Here is a 22,512-nt window from a genome sequence, read left to right as displayed (position 1 = left end):
ATCCCGATGTCATTCCCGACAGAGGCCTCGAATGGGTTGAAATTATCGGTGGAATGATGAGGATCATGCCGTAGGCGACTGATTTAAATCCTGTTTTGATCGATATCATTATCAGCGAACCGCCAGGCAGTCTTGGCCGGTACGCACCGGGACGGGGATCGAGGAGAGACGATCATGAGGTTTCTTGCGGCAATCTTTTCACGGCAAGGTTTTACCGTTCTGTTCCTGTCGGCAATTCTTGCCGCCTGTACGGTCGTCGTCGATGACGGGCCGGGGCCGCGCCCGCGTCCGCCGCGCCCTGAACCGCAATTCTGCACCAAGCAGTATGAGCCGGTATGTGCCCGGCGCGGCGGTGACCGCCAGACGTTCGCCAATGCCTGTCTGGCCGACCGGGCGGATTACCGCATCGTGCGCGACGGTCCCTGCCGCGATGGTGGCGGCGGTGGTGGTGGCGGGCAGACCTTTTGCACCCGCGAATACGCGCCGGTGTGTGGCCGCCGGCATGGCGAGGTGCGCACCTTCCCCAATGCCTGCGAGGCCCGTGCCTCGGACTACCGCATCGTCGGCGACGGGCCGTGCTGAGACGTTGGGCTTTACCTTATCCCACAAGCGGCGAAGGGGAGCCCAGGCTATTTGTCCACGCCGACATACGGTTTGCCGCTGAGCAGCCCGGCCAGATGGGCGGCGTTTGAAGCCGCCATTTCGATGACTTCGGCGACCTTGTCGGGGGTTTTCGGCAGGTCGACGTAATTGACGTTGCCCATGGCTTCGCCGACCCAGTAGACGCCGCCATTGGCGGGGATGGTGAAACCAACGTCGTTCAGCGCCTGGAAGCATTCCGCGTGGCAGTGATGCGCGCCGTCCTCGTTGCCGACGATCGCCACCAGCGCCACCTTGCCGGCGGCCGGCATGCGGCCCTTGTCGTCGGCTTCCCCCAGAAAGGCGTCCATGCGCTCCATGACGCGCTTGGCGACGCTCGACGGCTGGCCCAGCCAGATCGGCAGGCCGAGGATGAAGATGTCGGCGGCGAGGATCTTTTCGCGCAGGCCTGGCCAGTCGTCGCCCTCGCCCATGTCGGAGAGCACGCCGGGCTTGATGTCGTGATCGAGGGCACGCACAACCTCGCCTTTTACGCCATGCGTCTTGAGCGCTGCGAAGAGATCGGCGATGATCTTGTCGGTCGAGGATTTCTCCTTGTCGTCCGAGGCTTTGAGCGAGCAATTCATGGCGAAGGCGGTGAGGGGCATTGCGTGAACTCCTGCGTGCGGCTGTGCAGGCTAACGCCGCGATTGGGTTGTGGTTGCGCACTTTGCAGCGGCGTCGGCTGTTGGGGCGCCGAGCGCACCCTTGAATCTCTCCCCGGCATGGCTTAGGTCCCGCAGGCGCGTAAACACGGCAGGTGTCCCATCAACAGAGATCAGAGAAGAGCGGCGGGTGCGGGGGCCAAATCTGGCGCGGCCAAATCTGGCGCGGGAGGCCAGCCGCCGCTGGGCCTCGACCAGTATGTGCAGCAGGCGCTGCAACTGCATCAGGCGGGGCGCCGGCAAGAGGCCGAAGCGATCTACCGGCAGGTGCTGGCGCGTCAGCCCAAACACGCGGCCGCGGCGCACTTCCTGGGATTGCTGCTGCACCAGACCGGGCGCAGCGAAGAAGGGATGGATTTCCTGGAACAGTCGGTGAGCCTGCAGCCGACGAATGCCGACTTCCTCAACAATCTCGGCACGGTGATGCGGGATCTGGGCCGCGTCACGGCGGCGATCGATTTCTTCCGGGGCGCGGTGGACCTGCGGCCGGAGCAGCTCGCGGCGCGCGACAATCTCGGCTCGTCGCTGAAGCAGATCGGCCGGTTCGAGGAGGCCGAGGACATCTATCGCGGCACGGTGCAGCGCAACCCATTCCACGTGCGCGCACGTATCGGGCTTGCCGAAACCCTGCAGGAAGCCGGGCGCCTGGACGAGGCGCTGTCGGCCTTCCGCGAAGCGCTGGCGATCCGCCCCAAGGATGCCGATTTGTTGCATGGGCTCGGTGTTGGGCTGATGGAGCAGGGCAAGCTGGACGAGGCGACCGACCTGTTCCGGCAGGCGGTGGCGATCCAGCCCGCCATGGCCCGCGCGTGGCTGATGCTGACGCAGGTCAAGCGCCAGAAGGAGCGCGACGCCGAATTGGCCGGCATGGAGGCGCAGCACGCCAAGGCGCCGCAGGACAGCCTGGCACGCATGCAGCTGTCGTTCGGCCTCGGCAAGGCCAACGACGATCTGAAAGATTACAACAGGGCCTTCGACTACTTCGCCGAGGGCAATACCATCCGCCGCAAGGGCATCGACTACGATCCGGTGAAGACACGCGCCGAGTTCGAGGCGATGAAGACGGTATTCGATGCCGGCTTCTTCGAAAGGCACCGGCCGAGTGCGATCGCCGACGACGCGCCGATCTTTGTCGTCGGCATGCCGCGCTCGGGCACGACTCTGGTCGAACAGATCATCGCCAGCCATCCTCAGGTCTATGGCGCGGGCGAGCTCAGCATCCTGAAGAAGGCGGTGGGCAAGCAGTTTCCCGCGAACATGCCTGGCGGTTTCCCCTGGGGGGTATCCGACGCGGACGATGCGGATTTCGCCGAGGCGGGGCAGGCCTATCTGGACATGCTGCATGCCCGCTACCCGCATGTGCGCCACGTGACCGACAAGATGCCTGGCAACTTCCTGCTCGTCGGCTTCATCCACATGATGATGCCGAAGGCCAGAATCATCCATTGCGCCCGCGATGCGGCGGCAACCTGCCTTTCGATCTACAAGGTGCATTTCCGCGGGGACAGCCACCTCTATGGTTACGACCTCGGCGAACTCGCCGACTTCCACAATCTCTACACCGACATCATGGCGCATTGGCACAAGGTGCTGCCCGGCGTCGTCCATGATGTGCGCTACGAGGACTTCGTCGCCGACCAGGAAGGCCAGAGCCGGGCGCTCATCGACTATCTCGGGCTGCCCTGGGACGATGCAGTGCTGTCGTTCCACCAGACCGACCGGCCGGTGCGAACGGCGTCCGCCGCGCAAGTGCGCCAGCCGATGTACCAGGGCTCGGTCGATCTGTGGAAGCGCTACGGCGACAGATTGAAGCCGCTGCTGGATCGGTTGAGTTAGCGCATAGGTCACCGGTTGGCCGAAGCGCCCGAACCTCGTCATCCACGGGCGAAGCGGACGCGCAGATCCGGGGATGACGACCTGACGAGCGTCGCGGCCAATCGCAAGGGATTGCGATCAGCCGACCCTGGCGTTGCGCCTGCTGCTCAAAGCTCCATGAAGGGCTGGAAGCCGCCGAAGATCATGCGCTTGCCGTCGAACGGCATCGAATCCACGTTCGGCTGCAGGCGCTGGTCGGCCATCACCTTGGCCACGATCGCGTCGCGCTTCTGCCTGGATTCATAGAGCACCCAGGCGAAGATGACGGTCTCGTCCTCCTTGGCCTGCACGGCACGCGGAAACGAGGTGATCTCGCCATAGGGCACGTCATCGCCGATGCATTCGACGTAGGCGAGCGCGCCGTGCTCCTTCCAGACGGTCCCGGCGAGATTTGCCTTCGGCACGGCAAGCACGAAGCCATCGACATAGGACATGGTGGTCTCCTCTCTGCTGAAATCGGGCGCCGGGCGGGGGGTCGACCCGGCGCGGAAGGGGCGCACCGTTCCCTTTGCGAGGGGGCGCGCCCGCTATCAGATCGCGAAGCTTATTCCATCGGTGCGTTCATCGCCCAGGCGACGCCGAAGGGGTCCTTCAGCTGGCCCCAGCGGTCGCCCCAGAACATCACCTGCAGCGGCGTGGCGATCACGCAGCCGGCGTCGACGGCGCGCTTCCACCAGGCGTCGATGTCGCTGCTGCCGAGATGCAGCTGCAGCGTGTAACCCTGTGCAGCCTGATGCGGATGGCCGTGTTCGGGAAAGGCGTCACCCAGCATCAGCGTCGAGCCGTTGATGTAGAGATGGATATGCATGGTGCGGCCTTTTTCATCCGCCGGATAGGCAAAGACTTCCTCGGCCCCGAAAGCCTTCTTGTAGAACTCGGCGGCCTTGGCGGCGCCGTCGACCTGCAGATAGGGGGTCAATCCGCCAAGCACTTTGGGCCGGGGTGGGGTCTGGTCGGTCATTGCACGTTCCTCTTCACGTTTGGTTTGGCCTTGCGGACCATAGGACGGACGAGGTGACAGCAATCCTACATGGTCGTGAAAATTTTTCGCCGGGGCCGCATCATACGGCGACCGGCCGGTTCGGGGGGCGCGTGCGTGGGCCGGCCGTGGTCATATGACCTTGGCCGAGGACGTGGCAGCGCGGCGGCTGTCGCGGGCATCGAAGATTTCCGGAAAGCCGACATCCCTGCGCAGTTCGGCCGGCAGCGACAGCAGGATGCGTTCGCTGCGGTGACGGGCGCGCGCCGCGGCGTACCGGGTTGCGATGCGGCCAATGGATGACAGGACGGACATGACGAATTCTCCCTGGGTTGGCGCCGGCATCATCGTGTCGGCATCCCAAGGACGGGGCTGGTTCAGGCGATCCGACAGAACCGGAGAATTTTTGTGTCAGCCTTTTACATCTCACCCGGGCGCCGCCAAGCAGAGGCTATGCAACCTTGAGCGTGGGGATAGCTGAAACGTCGACTTCACGCTCTGCGTGCCACGCATCGAAAGCCGCCTGCATCCGAAGCCAGATCGCGGCGCCGTCGCCGAACAGCTTCCCAAGGCGAGCGGCCACCGCCGGCGAAACCGGCTTCCTTTCGCGGATAATGTCATAAAGCTGCTGCCGTGAGATTCCGAGCAGATTTGCAATTTCCACCTTGGTCTTTCCAGTTGCCGGGATAATGTCCTCAAGCAGCGCTCCCGGGTGGGAGGGACAACGCTCGATCGGACGCATCGGCTCGTGCACGGTCATACGTCGAACTTCTCCAATCTGGCCGTCTCAGTGATATTGCTCGAAATCGACGCGGGCGGCGTCGTTGCCGTCGAATTCAAATGTAATGCGCCACGGGCCGTTGACGTGGACCGTGTAGCGAATGGGATCGAAGCCCTTCAGCGGGTGGAAGTCGAAGCCGGGAAGCTTCATCTCCTCCGGCTTTTCTGAAGCTTCCAGGCGGTCAAGCCGAACAAGGATGCGCTTGTACATCTTGGCATCGATCTTGCCGGTTTTTCCGGTTTGAAAGAGGTCGGACAGCGCCTTATTCCTGAACGACTTGATCATGACCTATGTAAACAAGCCGCTTACACCAATCAAGGGCCCGTAAGCAGATAATTGACAGGCACGCCAATCCCCAGCCGCTCAGCTGGTTCCCTCAGCCACATCGCGGAAGAAATCCTCGGGATCCTCGACCTCGGTCAGCTTCCGCTTGTCGATCAGCCAGAAGCGGTTGCCGATGGCGCGGATGAAGGAGCGGTCGTGCGAGGCGAGCAGGCAGCTTGCCTGGTGCTTGAGCAATTCCGCCTCCAGCGCTTCCTGGCCTTCGATATCGAGATGGTTGGTCGGCTCGTCGAGCAGATAGAAGTTGGGATTGGCGAGCCTGAGCGCCAGCATCGTTAGCCGCGCCTTCTGGCCGCCGGACAGCACACCGATCTTTTTGTCCTGCATCTCCATGACCACGCCGGCGCCGGCGAGCAGCGAGCGCGCCCGCTGCTCGCCGACATCGTAGCGGCGCGAGACCATCGCCAGGGGCGTGTCGTCGCCGCTGATGCCGGATAGCGCCTGGTCGCTGTAGCCGAGCACGGTCGACGGCGTCACCTTCACGTTCCGCACGGTGTCCGGCTCGGCGACAGCGTTGCGGATCAAGCTGACGAAGCATGACTTGCCGACGCCGTTGCGGCCAAGCAGCACGATGCGGTCGCCCTGGCAGATGTGGCGCTTGCCGGTCCTGAACAGCAGCGTGCCGTCGGGCGTTTCCACCGCCGCGTCGTCGAGCGTGATCAGCACCTTGGCGTGGGTGCCGCGATTGGCCAGCCGGATCGCGCCAGCCGATTTCTCACGGTGCGCCGGATTGGCGGCCTCTTCGAGCTTTTCCGCGCGCTGGTTGAGCTGCTTGGTCTTGACCGTCAGCAGGTCGCTGCCCGAATTGATGCCGATGTTGTTGAGCTTGGCCGCCTGCCGGCGCAATTGCTGCGCCACCTTCATGTCGCGCTGGAATTTTCGCTCGGTCGACGCGTCGACCTCGTCCAGCGCGTCCCTGGCTCTGGAGTAGGGGAGAGAAAACACCGGCGACAGCTCGGGGCGCAGGAACAGCGTCCGGTTGGTCGTGGCGTCGAGGAAGGCACGGTCGTGGCTGGCAATGATGACGGGCACGTCGCGGGGCAGCGCGTTGAGCCAGGCTTCCAACTGGCTGATGCGGGCGAGGTCGAGATGGTTGGTCGGCTCGTCGAGCAGCAGCACATCGGGATCGGTGACCCAGACGCGGGCGATCAGCGCCAGCCGCTGCCAGCCGCCGCTCAGTGCCGACATTTCCCGCCCGCGCATCGGCTCGGGCACGTCGAGCGAATCCAGCACCACGTCGACGCGCCACATCTCGCTGTCGGCCTGCTCCGCCGGCAAGGCATCCGCCACCACCTGATAAAAAGTACGGCCAAGCAGGGCAGCGGCAACGGACTGTTCGACATGGCCGACGCGCAGGCCGCGCGTGCGGGTGATGTCGCCCGTTGTCGGCTCCTGTTCGCCGGTCAGGCATCTGAGCAAGGTCGACTTGCCGCGGCCGTTGGCGGCGACGATGCCGAGCCGGTCGCCGGTGCCGATGCTGAGGTCGAGGTTGGCAAAGAGCGGCGCACTCATGGTGACGCCGAGGGATTTGAGGCTGATCATGGCCATTTTTTCGATTTCTCTGGTCTGTCCGGACACAACTCCGGATGCACTTTGACGGTGCGCGTGCCGGCCATCAGGCCAGGCGTTGCGGCACCACGAAGAGCGGACCAAAAAATCGAAGCGGGAAAAACCCGGACCGTCCCTGGTCAGCCCTGCAAGCTGGCTTGCAGGGCAGAAATCGGGCCACGCTGACGATGGTGACAAAAAAACGTAAACACGTGAGCCCTCCTTTCAAGACGTTCGAGTGTGGTGACTGGCTACACCAATGGTGGGGCAGATGGCAAGACCCCGGCCTGCGACACCGCCCTGGCGCGGCGCGGGAATGGGTCGAGCACCAGTACACAGCCGCCGATGATCGCCACCGCGCCGAAAGCCTGGATGATGGTCAGCGCCTCGCCGAGCACGACGGTGCCAACCAGCACCGCGACCGTGGTCACCGCGAACTCGACGCTGATCGTCCTGGTCGCGCCGATGCTGGCCACCAGCCGGAAATAGACGATATAGGTCAGCGCACTCATCACGCAGGCGAGGATGGCAAGGTAGAGGAAGTCGATCGCACGGGGCATGGCCGGCACCGGCACGGCGAACAGCAGCGGCAGGGTCATCAGGCCGCCGAACAGGAAGGCCGCACTTGTGAGTTCCCACGAGCCTGCCGAGCGCAGATGGCGGTTGGCGTAATTGCTGCCGAAGGCGGCCGAGAACGAGCTGAACAGGGAGGCAGCGCAGCCAAAGGCAAATGGCGCCGTGATCGGCACTGCGGGAAAGCCGACCAGAACGATGATGCCGGCCGCCCCGAGCAACAGACCCGCCAGCCCGCGGATGGTGATGCGCTCAAGGCCCCACAGCTGGCCGATGATCATCGAAAACAGCGGGATCGCGGCAACGAGGATGGCCGCCATCGCCGTGCCGATGCGCGGCGTGGCGTAGGAGAGGCCGATCAGTTGCGCGGCCACCGTCGTCGCGCCGACCACGGCGAAGCGCCGCCAGCCGGCGCTGAAATCGAGCCGTCGCCGCGTTGCTGCCGCCAACAGCAAGAGGGTGAGGCCGGCGACCAGCGACCGCAAGGTGACCGCGCCGACCCAGCCGAAGGCATGCACCACCTTGAGCAACACCAGGAACGACAGCCCCCAGGTGACGGCCAGAAAGATGTAGGCGGCGATGTCCTTGGGTTTCATGGGGAGCCTGCTACGGCGGAAGCGGAGTTGCCATCGTGCGTAGCGTTTCCGCACACGGGCGGCAAGCAATGGCACATGGTCCAGTGGCAGACTAGCACCAAGACGATCCAGATCGGCGCTGCCCCTCATCGCCCTGCTGGGCGTTCGTCGTTCGAAAAGCGCGGACCACTTCTCAACTCCCGGACGGTGCCAACTTATATTTCGCCAATCGCCAGCGTTGCAAGACGGGCGGCGAGGTCGCGGCAGCCGACTTCTCCCCGTTTACGGGGAGAAGGTGCCGGCAGGCGGATGAGGGGCAGCGCGACGATCGTTTTCAGAAGCCACGCGCCTGAACTGCCTATCGTCCCGGCCGACCTGTCTTTCCCGGCCGGCGTTTTTCGCGGCGGGCGTCGCCTGGATCCTCATAAGAGCCGATTCCGGCGCGCTGACGGACAATTGGTTTGGCGGAATCGCCGCCCTCCTTCGCGCTCTCCTCTGTCCTGCCAGGTCCCACAAGGGGGGAGATCGGCTGTGGCTTGGCCGGTACTTTTCCCTCTACCGGTTTTTCCGTGCGCCGAACCGTCATCTCGTCGAGCGAATTCTTCTTGAACAGCGGCTTGGTCGGTTCGCCGGGGATGCCGAAGTCGGAGCCGTGCGCTTCTTCCGCCGACTGCTTCTTGAACAGCGAGCGTGACACCGCACCCGCCGGCGTCGGCATGTCGGTGCCCGGGCCCATGTCGTCGATCGAGGGCTTGGCGAACAGCGGCTTCTTCACCGGCACGGCGCCGTCGGCGCCCATCTCGTCGAGATCGGGCTTGCGGAAGAGGTTGGGCCGGGCGGCCTTGGCTGCCTCTTCGGCGGCACGTGCCTGGTCGAGCTTGCGGAAACGTTCCTGTTCCTCAGCCGTACGATGTTTGGCCACGCCCTTGTTGTGCTTGCCTTTTTCGCGGCCTGACGCGGGACTTTGGCCTTCCACCTCGCGCGCCAGCGGATCGTCGGAAATCGACAGTTCCATCTCGCGCAGCCGCTTGATCTCGTCGCGGATGCGGGCCGCCTTCTCGAAGTCGAGATTGGCGGCGGCGTCGCGCATCTGCTTGTCGAGCGCGTCGAGATGGGCCTTGAAATTGTTGCCCATCATGGCGCCGGCGCTGTCGGTGAACTGCGAGATGTCGGCGCGGACATGGTCCTTCTCGTAGACCGAATCGAGAATGTCCGAGATGCGCGACTTCACCGATTCCGGCGTGATGCCGTTGGCGGCGTTCCACTCCATCTGCTTCTCGCGTCGGCGGTTGGTCTCCGCCATCGCGCGCTCCATCGAGCCGGTGACCTGGTCGGCGTAGAGGATGACCTTGCCGTCGACGTTGCGGGCGGCGCGGCCGATGGTCTGGATGAGGGAGGTTTCCGAGCGCAAAAAACCTTCCTTGTCGGCGTCGAGGATGGCGACGAAGCCACATTCGGGAATGTCGAGGCCCTCGCGCAGAAGGTTGATACCAACCAGCACGTCGAAGGCGCCGAGGCGCAAGTCGCGCAGGATCTCGATGCGCTCCAGCGTGTCGATGTCGGAGTGCATGTAACGAACGCGCACGCCCTGCTCGTGCAGGTATTCGGTCAGGTCCTCGGCCATGCGCTTGGTCAGCACCGTAACCAGCGTGCGGTAGCCGGCCTTGGTTGTCTCGCGGATTTCGCCGACGACATCGTCCACCTGGCTCTTGGCCGGGCGCACCTCGACCGGCGGGTCGATCAGGCCGGTCGGGCGGATGACCTGCTCGGCGAAGACACCACCGGCCTGTTCCATTTCCCAGGCGCCCGGCGTCGCCGAAACGGCAACCGAGAGCGGCCGCATGGCGTCCCATTCCTCGAAGCGCAGCGGCCGGTTGTCCATGCAGGAGGGCAGGCGGAAGCCGTATTCGGCCAGCGTCGCCTTGCGCCTGAAGTCGCCGCGATACATGCCGCCGATCTGCGGCACGGTGACATGGCTTTCGTCGATGAACACCAGCGCGTTGTCGGGAATGTACTCGAACAGCGTCGGCGGCGGATCGCCGGGCTGGCGGCCGGTGAGGTAGCGCGAATAGTTCTCGATGCCGGCGCAGGAGCCGGTTGCTTCCAGCATCTCCAGGTCGAAACGGCAGCGTTGTTCCAGCCGCTGCGCCTCGAGCAGCCGGCCGGCGCGCTCAAGTTCCACCAGCCGGTGCTTGAGCTCTTCCTTGATCGACTTGATCGCCTGGTTCAACGTCGGGCGCGGCGTCACATAGTGCGAATTGGCGTAGATCTTGACGCTCTTCAGTTCGCCCGTCTTCTGGCCGGTCAGCGGATCGAACTCGGTGATCGCCTCGATCTCGTCGCCGAACATCGAAATACGCCAGGCGCGGTCTTCCAAGTGGGCCGGGAAGATTTCGATGGTGTCGCCGCGCACGCGGAACGAGCCGCGGACGAAATTGATATCCTGACGCTTGTATTGCTGGGCGACGAGGTCGGCGAGCAGCGCGCGCTGGTCGAGCCGATCGCCGATCTGCATCTGGAAGGTCATCGCGGTGTAGGTCTCGACCGAGCCGATACCGTAGATGCAGGATACCGAGGCGACGATGATGACGTCGTCGCGCTCGAGCAGGGAGCGCGTCGCCGAATGGCGCATGCGGTCGATCTGCTCGTTGATCGAGGATTCCTTCTCGATGAAGGTGTCGGTGCGCGGAACGTAGGCTTCCGGCTGGTAATAGTCGTAATAAGAGACGAAATACTCGACCGCGTTGTCGGGGAAGAATTTCTTGAACTCGGAATAGAGCTGCGCGGCCAGCGTCTTGTTGGGCGCCAGGATCAAAGCGGGCCGCTGCGTCTCCTCGATCACCTTGGCCATGGTGAAGGTTTTGCCCGAGCCGGTGACGCCGAGCAGCACCTGGGTGCGGTCGCTGTTGTCGACGCCCTCGACCAGATCCTTGATGGCGGTCGGCTGGTCGCCGGCGGGCTCGAAGTCCGACACCATCTTGATGGCGATGCCGCCTTCGGATTTTTCCGGCCTGGCGGGCCGGTGCGGCGTCCACAGCACGCCGTCCTTGTGCAGCGGATTGCCGGATTCGATCAGCGCCGAGAGCGCGGCCACCGTGGCGGTGACGCCGCTGGATGACATCGTCTCGGCTTCTTCCAGCGACACGTCGAGGCCGGCGACCGGATTGAGGCCGGCCGCCGCACGTTCGCGGGCTGTTGCGGCGCCGCCCATCGAGGTGCCGCGCGCGGTGCGTCCCGGCGCGGCGGAGCGTTCCGGAATCTTCTTGGGCGATTTGGCGCTGCCGCCTTTACCTGTGGCGCGTCCTTCGCGTTCCGCCTCCTGCTCGATCTGCTCGGCCCAATCGGAGATCGAACCGGTCAGCGGCGTGCCCGACAGTTCGGCCTGCGGCATTTCGGCGAAGCCGCCCTTGTGCAGCGGCTCCGACGCGTCGAGGAAATCGGTCAGCGGGCTGCGCCGCTTTGGCACGGCGCGATCGTCATTCGCCGTCGGCGGCGTTCTTTTATCGGGGGATTTGGCCATGTCCCGAATATGGGAGGTCTTGGCGAAAATGGAAAGAGCGCGATGAAGGCAGGCGCACCGCCGGCTGCGGCTCCTGACAGAAGGCTGTCAGGAGGAGCCAGGTATCGCGCGCTTCCTGCCGCAGGCGTCAGGCGCCGCGCGCATTGTCGGCCACGCGGGTCGGCGATCCGTTCAGGCGCGGCACCACGACGAGGCGGGTGACCTTGCCCTTCTTGAAGGCGGCGAGGAAGCGGGCATAGTCCCGGAAGACGACGCAGCCATTGGACTCGGCGCGGCCGCCGCGCAGCATGTAGGTATGCGCGAGCAGGCCATTGCGGTTGTATTTGTTGCTGCCGCTCGCCGGCGTCAGGCGGATGGCCTCGACGCCATGAAAGCGGGATTCACGCAGCGACAGATTGTAGGTGTTGGGCGGCGTCGGGCCGCGATCCTTCACATCGACATAGCGCGGCTGGTCGACCATGGCGCCGAGACCGGAATGCGCCTCGAGCCGCTGGCCGTCGGGCATGTACACGGTCTTGGCGCTGATGTCGTAGACGGCGACGCCATGGCCGGCGCCGCTTCCGGCGCTCGGGCCGTTGAACAGGTTCCTGAACGCCTGGCCGAGGCCGCCCGAAGGCGTGTCCGGCTTGGCGTAGGCCAGCACGTCGCCACCATCGCGGGTCCGGCCTTGTCGGACCGGTTCCCTAGCTTGCTGTACGGGCTTCGCCTGAGGCGCCGGTTTCTGCTGCAAGGTCTTGGGCTGCGCGGCCGGCTTGTCCTCTTCCACGACCCTGGGCTGCGGCGCGTCATATTGCGGGCGCCGGGTCGGCAGCGGCACGTCGTCGGTCAGCGCATCCGGCAACGAGGCCGCCTCGCCGGGCTGCTCCTGCTGGGTCTCGACCGGCGCAATCGCGACGTCGGGCGAGGATTCGGTCATTGGCAGCGGCGAGGCGAAGGCTTCGTCCTCGACAGGCAACGACTGGACAAGGGCAAGCGCCAACTGCGCGTTGTCGGGCGTTTCCAATTGGGCAAAGCGCATGGGCACCGGCGCGGTCTGCACGACGGAACCCGTATCGGCGTGGCCGAAGCGTTCCGCCGCCGGAGCCGGCATGTCGTTTGACAGGCTGGCCATGACCTGGACGGACGGCGCGAGAGACGCCTCGGTGACCTGTGGGGCGGCGGAGATCAGGGGACGGATGCTGGCCACGGTCGCCGGCTTTGCCGCGCCGGCGAAGGCGGCGGCAAGCTTTGTCGGCGACAGCGACGCTTCCATCATTTCGAAGCGCTGCTGTGATTTCGACTTCGCCGGCGTCGGCTTGGCCTGTGCCACCAGGCGCCCGGATTTCTCGGCCTTGGAGCTTACCGCGGCCAATCTGAAGCAACCGGCGCCGCACGCCGCCGCATGGTCGTGCAGCGCTCGCGTGCCGCCATGGGCATTGGCCATCACGAAGGGGGCCGAAGAGCTGAGGAAATGTCGTTTCAGCGGATCGGCGAGAGCGAGCGAGCCTGGCATGGACAGCGTCTGCTGCAGGCCGGCCGAGAGCGAGACGCCGACGGAACTGAGGCCGGCCATGGTGCCGATCAGCCACAGGCCGACGGCAGCGCCGACGCCCGGCACCGCCACCCAGCGGACAAGCCGTTCAGGGGTGAAGGATGAGGCATGTGGCGCTTCGAAAGCGGTCTCGCCGCTGCAACGCCTGTCCCCGACAATTTTCTGACTCAAGAACGCCATGCAACCAATCTTGCTCCAATCGGCTCCCACGCCCGCGGCTGTGATAGCCGCGACGACCATTCTGTGAGTGATCCCAGGTGGTCCCCGACGCGTTTGCCGCGCCTGTCGTTAGTTGCCGATTGCTTCAAAATATGGACAAAGTTGGTTAACCAATCCCTCTCAAAACCAATCGAGAGACGTGGACTTTGTGCCGAAAAAGGCTCGTCCACGACCATGCACGCGGTATTGCAGACCCTCCAAGGGTGTTTTGCTGCCTGTTTTTGCCTTGCGAGTCAAGCAAAACAGCCTTTGCCAATCCTTGCAAAAAGACGCTCGGGCGCTTCGCGCGGCAAAGAGGCAGGCCGACGTGCATCGGCCGCGCCGCCGCAAACGGCTCTGGTGGCCGCAATTACTGTTGCCCTCCTGCCACAATTGTTCGATCTGAAGGATCGCCTCCCGGCGGCCGATTGACTCGTTTTGGGACGCGGTGCAATCCGGTCAGTGGCTGGTTTAAGGTGGCAAAGGCCACTTTTGGAGGCTTTTCGATGAAGCGTCGGGATTTCTTGGCGCTGTCGGCGGGAGCCGCGGCGTCTTCCATTCTTCCGGCCGCCGTCAGGGCTGACGTGCCGGTTCCCTATGACCGCAATGCGGAGGTGCCGTTCAAGGACAAAAAGTCGTTCATCGACTGGATGGTGGCCAATCGCCGCGAGGATCCGAAGTTGCTGGCGGAGCGATTCGATCGCTTCCAGATCATGGTCTACAACAAGGACGTGCTGGACGACCGCAACAAGCGCGCCTTCCTGCTGACACCGCGTGAGGAGTTCGTGCTGCCGCAGAATCTGGGGCGCGCCTATGACCACGCCTTCCTCGACATCGGTTATGGCGTGACGATTTCAGGCCCGCATCTGGTCGGGCGCATGACGACGTCCATAGACGTGCAGTTCGGCGAGTCCGTGCTCGAGATCGGCACCGGCTCGGGCTACCAGTCGGCCTATCTCGCAAACCTCACAGACAAGGTGCACACGATCGAGATCATCAATCCGCTGGCGCAGCGCACCCGCCGCACCTATGATGGGCTGATCGGGCGCGGCTACAGCGAGTTCGGCTCGGTCACCAGCCGCAATGCCGACGGCTATTATGGCTGGGAGAGCGTCGGTCCGTTCGACAAGATCATCGTCACCTGCGGCATCGACCATATTCCGCCGTCGCTGCTGCAGCAGCTCAAGCCCAATGGCGTGATGGTCATTCCGGTCGGTCCGCCGGGCGCCCAGCATGTGCTCAAGGTGATCAAGCAGCAGCTTGCCGACGGCACGTTCAACATCGTCCGCTCGGACATCTACAACGGCAAGGTGGTGCCTTTCGTGCCTTTCACCAAGCTGGAAGGCGACCAGATCGTCGGCACGCATAACGGCTGAGTTGCCGCGCGGCGGCACCGGCCTTGTTAGTTCGCATCAAGGGGCCCGAATGGCAGCCGCTGCATCGATCTCTCGTCCAGGCATCGCCTCGCTGGAGGCGCCACGGCTTGCGCACTATCTCGCGGTCGGGCTGATCGCCGGCGCCATCATCGCCCTGCAGATCGCCGTCATGCGCGTGTTCGCGGTGGGCAGTTGGTCGCATTTCGGCTCGCTGGTGGTCAGCCTCGCCATGCTTGGCTTCTCCTTGTCCAGCGTCGTCATCTTCGCCGGCAAGGACTGGTTCGACCGCCATTGGCAAGGCGCGGCGACGGTTGCCCTGCTGCTGATCGGCCCGCTCGCCGTCGGCTCCAACCTGATCGCGCAGACGGTGCCGTTCAATGCCATCTTCCTGGTTTCCGATCCCCAGCAGAAATGGCGGCTGCTCGCCAATTTCCTGCTCTACCTCCTGCCGTTCCTGGCCGGCGCCTTCTTCCTCGGCATCGTCTTCCTGAAGAGCCGCACCGCGTTCGGCCGTGTCTATTTCGCCGACCTGACCGGTTCGGGGCTTGCCGGTCTCGTCGTGCTGGTGTCGCTGTATCTGTTCGCGCCCGAAACCATCATCGTCGTGCCGCTGCTTTTGTGGGCGGCCGGCTCGCTCTTGTGGTTCGTCGCGTTCGGCGCGTGGAGGAGCGTTGTCGCGGGCGTCGTGGTGGCAGCGCTGTCGATCGCCGGCTACCTCATGCTGCCCGGGCTTACGGGCATACCCGACATCGCCGTCTCGCAGTACAAGGGCGTCGCCTATGCCCGCAACTTCCCTGATGGCAAGCGCATCTACCGCAGCGTCTCGCCGTTCGGCGACCTGCAGGTCTATGCCAGTTCCTACATGCATTTCGCGCCGGGCCTGAGCGACAACGCAGCCTTCGGCATGCCCGAGGTTCCGGCCAACACCTATGTCGGGATGTATCGCGACGGCGACGGGCCGGAAGGCATCATGCGCAACCTGGCGCCGGCCGAGCAGGTTTATTTCCGCTACCTGCCTATGCACTATCCCTATGTCATCAAGGACAAGCCCAAGACATTCGTCGTGCAGTTCGGCGGCGGCATTTCCACGCAAGCAGCGCTCAATGCCGGTTCGACATCGGTTACCGTCGCCGAGAGCAATCCGATGACGTTGCGGGCGTTTCGCGATCCCGTGCTCAGGGATGTGACCGGCAATATCCTGGCCGAGCCGCGGCTCAAGATCATCGACTATGACGGGCGGCTGTTCCTCGCCAACACCAACGAGCGCTACGACGTCATCGACCTCAGCCTCGCAGACAGCGTCGGCCTGTCCAATCCCGGCGGCTTCGCCATTTCGGAGAAATACGCCTACACGCGCGAGGCGATGCTCAGCTACATGCACGCGCTGGCCGATGGCGGCGTGCTGTCGATCACCTTGTGGAACAAGGAAGAGCCGCCCAAGTCGGTGCTGAAACTCTATTCGACCGTCGCCGAAGCGGCCAAGACATTCGACCGCCAAGGTGCGGCCGACGACATCTTCGCCGTGTCGAGCTATCTCTCGACCACGACCGTGCTGTTCAAGCGTGGCGGCTTCACCGAAGCCGAAATCAAGACGCTGCGCGACTACACCAAATCGATGTCCTGGGAAGAGGTCTATTATCCAGGAATGGCCTATGACGGCTCGGGCGCGCAGAAGGTGCTCGATGACTACCGCGCCTCGATCTTTGGCAGCGGACAGGACGCGACGCTGACCCAACCCGCCGCCGATGCGACCGCGCCGACGAGTCCCGGATGCGACCCGAGCGCGCCAGCCGATCCGACGCTCGATGCCTGCGCGGATGCCGGCGATGCCGGTCCGCAGGTGCTGCCGGCGACGGCGCTGCAGCGCATGACCTGGCACGCGCTTCTGACCGGCGGCTGGGAAAAGCTCGCCAGCGAATATGTCTTCGATGCGCGTGCGCTGACCAACGACCAACCCTATTTCGCGGCCTATGTGAAGGTCGCCGATTTGCCGCGCACGCTCGACCGGCTCGACCTGTTCCAGGACGACTGGGGCTATCTCTTGATCTGGGCGACGCTTTGCATTGCCTGCATCACGGCGGCGTCGCTGGTGCTGCTGCCGGTCATCTTCGGCTGGCGCATCGTGTTCTCGCGCTCGCGCGGCAAGCTCGGCACCATCCTTTATTTCGCATGCCTCGGTCTCGGCTACATCATGGTCGAGGTCGGACTGATCAGCCGCTTTACCGTGGCTCTCGCCAACCCCACCGTTTCGGCCTCGGTGCTGATCTCCTCGATGCTGGTGTTCTCCGGTCTCGGCAGCCTGTTCGCCGAGCGCATATTCGACCGCGCCAGGACGTTGCTGCCGGCGGTGCTGTTGGCAATCTGCGGGCTGTTGCTGGTCTACGGATTCTATCTGTCGCCCGTGCTCGACCGGATCGGCGCCTATCCCTATGTGGTGCGGCTGCTGCTCTGCTTCCTGCTGGTGTCGCCGCCGGCCTTCCTGATGGGCATGCCGATGGCCACCGCCATGACCTGGCTGGCGCGGCTCGGCAAGGAGCATCTGTTCGTCTGGGCATGGGGCATCAATGGCTGCTTTTCGGTGATCGGCTCGGCCGCGGTGCCGATCGTCGCCACCAGCTTCGGGTTGAGCGCCGTGCTGCAATGGTCTGGTATCGCCTATCTCGTCGCCATTCCAGCGTTCTTTGCCGTGCTCCTGCCATCGAAGGCGCCGGCTCTGCGGATGGTGTCCGTCTGATGCCGGACCGGCGTGCCATCGTCGCCGGATTGCTGGCCACGGCGGCGTTTCCGGTGGCAAGCGAGGGGGCGCGCTTGCACAAGGCTGTCTCGGCCATCGTGCCGTTCAAAGCGTCGCCGTTTCCTTACCGGGGCAAGCTGCCCGACGGCTCCGCACCGTTTCTCGACGTCGATGCGAACGGCCGCCACGGCCACACGTCGCCGCGCGGCGGCATCTATTGGGAAGATGAGACCTATTCCGACCGCTCGACGCTGCTCGCGGTTCCCAAGGGGTTCGATCCGGCCAAGCCGGCTGTCATCGTGGTGTTCTTCCACGGCAATGGCGCCACCTTGCAGCGCGACGTGGTCGGGCGCCAGCGCGTCGTCGCGCAGGTCGAGGCTTCAGGCCTCAACGCCGTGCTGGTGGCGCCGCAATTTGCCCGCGACGCACAGGATTCCAGCGCCGGCAACTTCTGGACATCAGGCTATTTCGCGAGGTTCATGGCCGAGGCGGCGCAAGGCCTGGCCAGGCTGACCGGCGCCAAGGCGGCAAAGTTCGACGCCGTGCCGGTGGTACTGGTCGCCTATAGCGGCGGCTACAATCCGGCCGCTTCCGTGCTTGGGAACGGCGACATTGGCGGACGCCTGCTCGGGGTCATCCTGCTCGACGCCGTGTTCGACGAGGCCGATATCTTTGCCGGCTGGATCGCGAACCACAGGAAGAGTTTTTTCGTCAGCGCCTATGGCAAATCATCGGCTTCGGGCAATGCCGAGATCAGGCAGGCGCTGGCAGGCAAAGGCATCGATGCGAGCGACGATCCGCCGCGGCGGCTTGAGGCCGGCACCGTCGCTCTGCTGGCCTGCGATGCCGCTCACGACAGCTTCGTCACCAAGGCATTCGTGAACAATCCGCTGCAATGGCTGCTGGCCCGGCTGCACGGGTTCGTGCGTTAGGACCTGTTGGTATCAGGCCGGCTGAGCTGAACCCCGTAAGCTTCGGCCCTTGAAAGATTTGGCTTTGAAGCTTAGTGCGCGGTCATGCTTCTGACCGCTATTGTCATTGCCCAGATACTGGACCCGCTTAGGATCCTGCTGGTCGCGATCGCCTATTTCCTCAGCCGCTTGGCCAGTCGGCCGGGCGTGGGCTGGCTTGGACTGGTAGTGGCGATCGTCGCTCTTGCTGTTGGCTATCCCCCGGTGATCCTTGGCCAATCCGGCGATATCGCCTGGATAAGTGGCGCGGTCGGCGTGATCTCGAATGCACTCGTAGCGGCTGTTGTGGCCGGGCTGCTTCGGCTCCAGCGCCGGTTCTTCTGATCTTCGACGCGTTCGGCCCGATGCTCGCGGCGGAAGCCGCAACATCGACCGCGACACAGTGCGCTTCGCTCACTGGCGCGGCTGGCACTGACGATGCCGAAGCCGTGCTCTATCAGGGCATGACACGCTGTCCGCATCGTTGATCGTCGACGGCTTCAACCTGTCCACCGGACAGTCTAAACAAGGCAAACGATTGGACATTGCGTGTCGAACTATCCGCTCTCCTACAAACTGTCCTGGCTGCCGCGTTTCCTGAAACCGTCGCTCGCCGGTGACGCCACCGGGTTTGCGCCGATTGCGGGGAGGCTGATGGATCCGCTGCCGAAACAGACGGTCCGGCTTGCCTTCGTCGGCGACATCTCGGCGGTGGCCAACCGGAGCGCGCCCGACTGCGATCCGGCGATCAAGGCGTTGCTGGGCACGGCCGACCTGGTCATCGGCAATTGTGAAAGCCCGATCGTCGACCGGCCGAGCGCGGTACTGGGAACCAAGCTCGGCACGCATCATGCGATGAGCGAACGCTTTCTGGCCGAGGCGATGGCGGCGGTCGGGATCGCGCGCGAAAAACTTGTGCTGTCGCTGGCCAACAATCACGTGCTCGACCAGGGCGTCGCGGGTTTCGACGCGACGGTGGCGACGCTGAAGCGGCTCGGTATCCAGACCATCGGCCTGGCCGCCGCTGGTCCGGTCGAACGCTTCGCAGTTGGGCCGCTCGCGCTCGGCTTCGCCGCCTTCACGCTCTGGCGCAACACTGACGAAAGCCTGTTCGCCGGCCGGGTCTCCATGGAAGGCGATCCGGCGCGCTGGCCGCGCGAGGCGAGCGCAGGGGTCGATCTCCTCAGTGCCGTGCCGCATTGGGACTGGGAATTCCGGCACTTTCCGCGCGCTGAAACAAGGGCGCTGGCCAGGCGGCTGGCGGGGCAAGGCGTCGGGCTGATCGCCGGCCATCACGCGCATGTCGTGCAGCCGGTGGAGCGGATCGGCGGGATGGTCGTCGCCTATGGGCTCGGCGATTTCCTCGGCACCGCTTTTGCCCGCCAGCCATGGCCGGGGCGCGTTGGCGGGATTTTCGTCGTCGACGTGAGTGCAGATGCGGAGACGCGCGGCAGGATCGCCGCCTACCGGCTGCATCCCTTCGTCCGGCTGCGGGACGGGGACCATGAACGGTTGGTGCCGGTGGCGGCGTTGGAAGGCGCGATAAGGGAAAGGGTCGAGGCACGGCTGGGGGCGATCATGCCCCGGTGTTGCGACTGAAGGCCGGCTATTTGCCTATCGCCCGGGTCGGGCAGCGCCAGCAGCCGACGACGCGCAAGCTCGCCGACGGCAAGGAATTGACCGGCATCACCGCCGAGGTAAAGACCCGCACCGACACCGCTTATTTCGAGATCGGCGGCTACGGCCTCGCCGACCAGGGGCTTTTGTTCATCAAGCGCGTCGCCGGCGATGATGCGGCGAAGGAGAAGCCGCTGATCGACAAGTTCTGGGAGAGCCTGAAGCTGAAGATGTAGGGGAGGCTACAATTTGCCTGGCATCAGGCCGGCCAGCCAGTTCACGGAGCGCTTCGCGGCGTCGGCGGTCGCCGAAGCCGCGCGGCCAAGATCAGTCCTGACCACGGCGTAGCCGTTCTTGGTGCGATAGAGCGTGCCGGTTCCACCCTCGATCACCTGGTCATAGGCGACAGGCCGGGCGGCCGCCGCTTCCAGGGCCGTCGTCGGCGAACCGACCGGGACGCTCGGCCGATGGCTGAGCTCCGGCGGCAATGGGCTTTCCGTTCTGACGACCTTGCTGGCGGGCTTCAGCTCCGGGCCGGACGCGATGGCGGCCAATTGAGAGGAGGACGCCGAGCCCTTGGTGCGGCAGATGCCCGACACCAGCGGATAGTTGAAATTGCGCTCGCGCAGGATCTGGCTCTTCATCGCGGCTTCGCACTCGGCGATGGTCGACCACTTGGCCGGCGTCTCGCCGATATATTCGCACAGCTTGGCGTCGCAGTCGCAGCCGACAATGGTCATGGCGACAAGGGCGGTCTTGATCACGGTCTTGTCCCTTCGAGAAGCCCCCCGGCAGCTCATCCATTCCCATTGCGCGCGAACAAGGCGGGAATTTGGCCTCGGCCGTGGAATGAGCGCCGCGGCGCGTGATCCCGTCCGGGCGTGACCAAAAGGTCCCAGTGGTCATAAACGTGTTCGAGCCTGGCGCCGGTCTTCATCGGCGACGGCAGTGCCAGATGCGGCTTACTCCGGCCACGACCATCACCGATCTTGGCGCGCGGTGAAGCCGCGCCGGCACTCTTGCCGAAATAGGATTGTGCGGCGCCTAAAGGCAGTCGGCGCCGGGATCTCTCCCAGCGCCTCCCTGTCAGATCAGAACACGGTCGCGGCAGCAACTTCCGTAAAGTCGTCGCGCCATGCCGGCCTTGATTTTGACGGTCCTGCCGGAAGCCACCCAAGGGCAGCATCCGTTCAGACCACGCCGGTCCAGCCCTTGCGGGCTTTGCCCTGCGTGCCATCGAAGGTTTTTGCCGTCCTTCATGGCAGCATCGGTCCGCCGTCGGCGTTGGCACGCTTTCCGCGGCCCCGTAGGTCTCGGCTTCCGTCCCTCGAACAAGCAAGCCTGCTTTCGCTCTGGGCCGTACGGGCCTCAGGAAATCCGCCTTTCACTTCGCCTTTCGGCTTGGCGATCGGTAGCCGCCTGAGATGGGTTGTTTTTACGCTGCGTAAGGGCCTTGGGGAATGGCCCGGGGGCTGTGGATAGCGGGATTATCGGGGACTGTTTGCCACCAGGCCCTGAATTTCAGCGCCGGCTGCCTTAGACAGCTCGCCCCGCCTTTCAACGCTCCGATCGAAGTCCCTCTTGCTCAGCCGATGGCGGCGGGCTTCAATGCCTGCAAAGGATCGAGCACAGTTCGGCGCGGGAGGATAGGCATTGAAAGTTGGGGTGGTGCTCAATCCGATTGCCGGTGGCGGCCGGTTGAAACGGCATTGGCCCGACGTCGCGGCCGCGCTGAAAAAGCACTTCGGCGATTTCGAACTGCGCGAGACACAGGCCGAAGGCGATGCCGAGCGGCTGGCGCTCGATCTTGCGGCAAACGGCTTCGACCTGGTGATCGCGGCCGGCGGCGACGGCACGGCGAGCGAAGTGGCCGACGGCTTGCTGCAGGCCCGCGAGGAGGGCGGCAGGACAACCGAACTCGGCCTCCTGCCTTGCGGCGCCGGTATCGATTTCGCGCGCGGCCTCGGCCTGCCGACGGAGATCGATGCGACGCTGAAGCGGATCGCCGGAGCCAAGGCGAGGCCTGTCGACGCCGGCCGCATCTGCTACATCGACGACCATGGCGCGCTGGCCAGCCGGCGCTTCATCAACATCGCCAGCCTCGGCCTGTCAGGGGCGACGGACCGCGCGGTCAATGCCGACAAGCGCAAGGGCAGGATGTCGACCAAGGCGCTGTTCCTGTGGCGCACCGTGGTCGAGGTCATCCGCTACCGCTTCCAGGACGTGCGGATCACCGTGGACGATGGCGACCCGGTCGATGCGCGCATGGCGCTGGTGGCGATGGCCAACGGCAAATTCTTCGGCGGCGGCATGATGATCGCGCCTGATGCGGACTTGACCGACGGGCAGTTCGACATTGTCATCCTGCGCGCGGCGGGCAAGTTGAAGCTGATCTGGGACATCCGCCTGCTCTATGGCGGCAGGCATCGCAACCATCCCGCGATCACCATCCTGCGCGGCAGGAAAGTCGTGGTCGAACCGCTCGGCGACGTCGAGAAGAACGGCGCGCTGCTCGACATAGACGGCGAGTCGCCAGGGCGCATACCGGCGACCTTCGAGATCCTGCCGGGCGCGTTGACGGTCAGGTATTGATCAGCGCCGCGCTGCGC

20 protein-coding genes are annotated in these 22,512 nt (G+C 64.6%); 9 read left to right on the top strand and 11 right to left on the bottom strand.

Translation table 11 applies throughout. From position 1 onward, the window contains the following. Positions 1-174: 174 nt before the first annotated feature. Positions 175-582: a Kazal-type serine protease inhibitor domain-containing protein gene (locus tag LB556_RS26560; RefSeq protein WP_224570539.1), complete on the top strand. Its 408-nt coding sequence runs from the start codon at positions 175-177 to the stop codon at positions 580-582. Positions 583-629: 47 nt separating this feature from the next. Here the strand turns inward: LB556_RS26560 and LB556_RS26555 are convergent, their stop codons facing one another. Next, on the bottom strand, positions 630-1,247 hold the full coding sequence (locus tag LB556_RS26555) for a flavodoxin family protein (protein ID WP_224570538.1): 618 nt from the start codon (positions 1,245-1,247) through the stop codon (positions 630-632). Between the two features lie 258 nt (positions 1,248-1,505). On the opposite strand from LB556_RS26555, the gene LB556_RS26550 reads away from it, so the two are divergent. Next, positions 1,506-3,140: a tetratricopeptide repeat-containing sulfotransferase family protein gene (locus tag LB556_RS26550; protein WP_224570537.1), complete on the top strand. Its 1,635-nt coding sequence runs from the start codon at positions 1,506-1,508 to the stop codon at positions 3,138-3,140. Positions 3,141-3,286: 146 nt separating this feature from the next. On the opposite strand, the gene LB556_RS26545 is transcribed toward LB556_RS26550, so the two are convergent. The 9 genes from LB556_RS26545 to LB556_RS26505 form a co-directional block, all read right to left on the bottom strand. Next, positions 3,287-3,613 carry a DUF1428 domain-containing protein gene (locus tag LB556_RS26545; RefSeq protein WP_224570536.1) on the bottom strand — a complete coding sequence of 109 codons (327 nt, stop codon included), beginning with the start codon at positions 3,611-3,613 and terminating at the stop codon, positions 3,287-3,289. Positions 3,614-3,723: 110 nt separating this feature from the next. After that, positions 3,724-4,140, bottom strand: coding sequence for a VOC family protein (locus LB556_RS26540; protein ID WP_224570535.1), 417 nt, complete (start codon positions 4,138-4,140; stop codon positions 3,724-3,726). A 150-nt stretch (positions 4,141-4,290) separates the two neighbouring features. Then, entirely contained in the window at positions 4,291-4,473 is a 183-nt protein-coding gene (locus LB556_RS26535) for a hypothetical protein (protein WP_224570534.1), read from the bottom strand. 136 nt (positions 4,474-4,609) lie between these two features. Next, positions 4,610-4,918 (bottom strand): HigA family addiction module antitoxin, encoded by a 309-nt coding sequence (locus tag LB556_RS26530; RefSeq protein WP_224570533.1) that lies wholly within the window; start codon positions 4,916-4,918, stop codon positions 4,610-4,612. Positions 4,919-4,945: 27 nt separating this feature from the next. Further along, positions 4,946-5,224: a type II toxin-antitoxin system RelE/ParE family toxin gene (locus LB556_RS26525; RefSeq protein ID WP_224570532.1), complete on the bottom strand. Its 279-nt coding sequence runs from the start codon at positions 5,222-5,224 to the stop codon at positions 4,946-4,948. Positions 5,225-5,302: 78 nt separating this feature from the next. Beyond that, the gene (locus tag LB556_RS26520) at positions 5,303-6,829 is read right to left on the bottom strand and encodes an ABC-F family ATP-binding cassette domain-containing protein (protein WP_224570531.1); all 1,527 of its coding nucleotides are present in this window, start codon (positions 6,827-6,829) and stop codon (positions 5,303-5,305) included. A 251-nt stretch (positions 6,830-7,080) separates the two neighbouring features. Next, positions 7,081-7,998: a DMT family transporter gene (locus LB556_RS26515; protein ID WP_224570530.1), complete on the bottom strand. Its 918-nt coding sequence runs from the start codon at positions 7,996-7,998 to the stop codon at positions 7,081-7,083. Positions 7,999-8,335: 337 nt separating this feature from the next. Continuing rightward, positions 8,336-11,497 carry an excinuclease ABC subunit UvrB gene (uvrB, locus tag LB556_RS26510; protein WP_224570529.1) on the bottom strand — a complete coding sequence of 1,054 codons (3,162 nt, stop codon included), beginning with the start codon at positions 11,495-11,497 and terminating at the stop codon, positions 8,336-8,338. A gap of 127 nt (positions 11,498-11,624) precedes the next feature. Then, positions 11,625-13,208 carry a DUF2778 domain-containing protein gene (locus LB556_RS26505; protein ID WP_224570528.1) on the bottom strand — a complete coding sequence of 528 codons (1,584 nt, stop codon included), beginning with the start codon at positions 13,206-13,208 and terminating at the stop codon, positions 11,625-11,627. 524 nt (positions 13,209-13,732) lie between these two features. Between LB556_RS26505 and LB556_RS26500 the strand changes: the two genes are divergently transcribed. From LB556_RS26500 to LB556_RS26475, 6 genes are all read left to right on the top strand, one after another. Next, positions 13,733-14,602 carry a protein-L-isoaspartate O-methyltransferase family protein gene (locus tag LB556_RS26500; RefSeq protein ID WP_224570527.1) on the top strand — a complete coding sequence of 290 codons (870 nt, stop codon included), beginning with the start codon at positions 13,733-13,735 and terminating at the stop codon, positions 14,600-14,602. Between the two features lie 49 nt (positions 14,603-14,651). Beyond that, positions 14,652-17,336 (top strand): hypothetical protein, encoded by a 2,685-nt coding sequence (locus LB556_RS26495; RefSeq protein WP_224570526.1) that lies wholly within the window; start codon positions 14,652-14,654, stop codon positions 17,334-17,336. Further along, the gene (locus LB556_RS26490) at positions 17,336-18,268 is read left to right on the top strand and encodes a hypothetical protein (RefSeq protein ID WP_224570525.1); all 933 of its coding nucleotides are present in this window, start codon (positions 17,336-17,338) and stop codon (positions 18,266-18,268) included. Before LB556_RS26495 ends, LB556_RS26490 begins: the two co-directional genes overlap by 1 nt. Before the next feature lie 84 nt (positions 18,269-18,352). Beyond that, positions 18,353-18,631, top strand: a complete 279-nt coding sequence (locus tag LB556_RS26485) for a hypothetical protein (RefSeq protein ID WP_224570524.1) — start codon at positions 18,353-18,355, stop codon at positions 18,629-18,631. A 204-nt stretch (positions 18,632-18,835) separates the two neighbouring features. Beyond that, positions 18,836-19,885 (top strand): CapA family protein, encoded by a 1,050-nt coding sequence (locus tag LB556_RS26480; RefSeq protein ID WP_224570523.1) that lies wholly within the window; start codon positions 18,836-18,838, stop codon positions 19,883-19,885. Further along, entirely contained in the window at positions 19,873-20,139 is a 267-nt protein-coding gene (locus tag LB556_RS26475; protein WP_224570522.1) for a hypothetical protein, read from the top strand. The genes LB556_RS26480 and LB556_RS26475 overlap by 13 nt, the downstream gene beginning before the upstream one ends. A gap of 6 nt (positions 20,140-20,145) precedes the next feature. On the opposite strand, the gene LB556_RS26470 is transcribed toward LB556_RS26475, so the two are convergent. Then, the gene (locus LB556_RS26470; RefSeq protein WP_224570521.1) at positions 20,146-20,667 is read right to left on the bottom strand and encodes a hypothetical protein; all 522 of its coding nucleotides are present in this window, start codon (positions 20,665-20,667) and stop codon (positions 20,146-20,148) included. Between the two features lie 889 nt (positions 20,668-21,556). On the opposite strand from LB556_RS26470, the gene LB556_RS26465 reads away from it, so the two are divergent. After that, the gene (locus LB556_RS26465) at positions 21,557-22,495 is read left to right on the top strand and encodes a diacylglycerol/lipid kinase family protein (protein ID WP_224570520.1); all 939 of its coding nucleotides are present in this window, start codon (positions 21,557-21,559) and stop codon (positions 22,493-22,495) included. Positions 22,496-22,512 lie beyond the last annotated feature (17 nt).

The organism is Mesorhizobium sp. ES1-4, from assembly GCF_020164745.1.
Classification (GTDB): domain Bacteria; phylum Pseudomonadota; class Alphaproteobacteria; order Rhizobiales; family Rhizobiaceae; genus Mesorhizobium.
Note: the sequence above shows the minus strand (reverse complement) of the source record. Positions and strands in the feature narration are given on the sequence as shown.